The sequence below is a fragment of the Mesorhizobium sp. M8A.F.Ca.ET.021.01.1.1 genome, assembly GCF_003998025.1.
Lineage (GTDB): Bacteria > Pseudomonadota > Alphaproteobacteria > Rhizobiales > Rhizobiaceae > Mesorhizobium.
In genome coordinates, this window is the sequence record NZ_RZSJ01000834.1 from 1 (window position 1) to 1,939 (window position 1,939).

The window sequence follows — 1,939 nt, forward strand, 5'->3', positions numbered from 1 at the left end:
ATCCCAGACTTCCTAAGCCGGGTCTTCTGCACCCTGCCTTGCCAGATAGCGCTGATCGATGTCCGGTAACGGCTCACCCAGCAGCGTCGCCTCGAAGGCGCGCAAGCGTTTATGGACCGACTGCAGTTCGACGATAGTCGACCAGGAGGTAAGCAGGAATTGCAGCGAACCCGTCACCTTGCCGAAGGCGTTGGAGATCTGGTTCAGCGCACCGAACGTTATCTTGTGCGCGACCAGCGACGGACCCAGGATCAACAGCGAGAAAATGTTGTCGGCCTGCAGGTAGGTGTACCGGACGACGTTGAAATAGATGTAGTGGAAATAGAGCCGGAAATAGTTGTGCCGGACATTGGCAAACAGCTCGGCGGTGGTGGCGGGTTGCGCCCTGTCCGCATGATCCTCGCCATAGACGAGTTCCTTGCGGTAGGCGGCTTCGACGCGCTGGTTACGGAACTGCAGCCCCGGAAGCTTCATGCCGGCAATCATCACCGAGATCGTGCCGAACAGACACCAGGCAAGTGCCGCGACCACCAATGGCTGCGGGATCGCGCCGATGATCGGCAGTTCGCTGATATGGGCCTGCAACTGGATCATCACCGGCAGGAAGGCGATCAAGGTCATGATCGACTGGACGAAACTGGAACCGAGATCCTCCATGATCTGCGAGAACCGCATCGTATCCTCCTGGATACGCTGCGAGGCGCCCTCGATATGGCGCAGCCTGCTCCAGTTCTCGATAAAGTAGTGGTTCATCGCCGTCCGCCAGCGGAAGATCCAGTGGCTGACGATGAAGGCATTGACCACCTGCACGTTCATGCCGACCAGCGCGAGCCACGAAAAGTCGGCCAGCCCGGTGTAGAATTCGCCGTTGGTCGATTTTCCGGTCCCCGACATCAACCCTTGCACATAGTCGAAGAAGGGGCCGTACCAGGCGTTGACGGCGACGCTGACCTGCACGTTGAAATAGATGAAAAATAGGATGACCGCCGTCATCAAGATCGACCAGCGCTGCCAAGGATGCGGCGAATACCAGCTCCAGAATGCGTAGAAGATGGCCACGCAAAGCGCGAAATAGATGTAAAACCAGAGGAACGGTTTCGACACCAGCACGGCGATGCCGATGATGGGCGCCGCATCGGCGGCTGCCGGCGGAAGGCCCACAAGGCCCCCCAATTGCTCCCCGCCGAAAAACCAGAACAGGATCGCCGCAAGGCTCCAGATGGCGGCCGAAGAGAAGAAAAGCTTCGGCTGCGGGAAGAAGGATACGAACACTGTGGCGAATTCCTCGATCTATGCGCAAATCAGGTGGGTTCGGCGGGCATAAGGTCACACATTAGGGGGAAAGAAAATGCCTGCCCGAGTTCAGGCGCAGAGCAAGACCACAAATCATGGCGATTTTGGCGCGGCCGACCATGTGACGGCGCCGGAGACGACCAGGACGGCCGCGGCGACGATGGAGGCGAGGAAGAAATCGCCCGACGCCTGGGCCAGAAGCCCGGCCGCGATCGGGCCGATGATCTGGCCAAGACCGAAGGAGGCGGTCATCAAGGCAAAGATGCGCCGGGGTGACTTCGGCGCCTGCTGCCGTGCGGCCTGCAGGCCAAGCGCCGTGATGGCAATGAAGGTGCCGCCGAGCAGCACGCCGCCAAGCAGCGGCCCCGTGCGCCCGCCTGCGGCGACGCTCGCGGTAACGCCGACAACTTCGACGAAGCACCCCAACGCATAGGCGGCATAGAGCCCGATCCGCGCCGATATCTTCTGCCAAAGCCAGACCGAAGGGAAACCGGCAAGGCCGGCAACCATCCACACTTCGGCCTCGAAGACGCGGCTGCCGCCGCCTTGGCGGACGATGGCGACGAGGAAGGTCGCCGTCACCACATAGCCGAAACCGAACAGGCCATAGGCGACGATCGCCTTCATCAGCGACAGGTCTTTCGGC

General features: G+C 60.8%; 2 protein-coding genes. Both read right to left on the bottom strand.

Annotation, left to right across the window (positions count from 1 at the left end; translation table 11 throughout):
• Positions 1-12: 12 nt before the first annotated feature.
• Entirely contained in the window at positions 13-1,272 is a 1,260-nt protein-coding gene (gene sbmA / locus EOA36_RS34505) for a peptide antibiotic transporter SbmA (protein ID WP_127281138.1), read from the bottom strand.
• Positions 1,273-1,386: 114 nt separating this feature from the next.
• Positions 1,387-1,939 (bottom strand): YbfB/YjiJ family MFS transporter (locus EOA36_RS34510; RefSeq protein ID WP_127281139.1); only part of this gene is annotated, 553 nt, incomplete at its 5' end.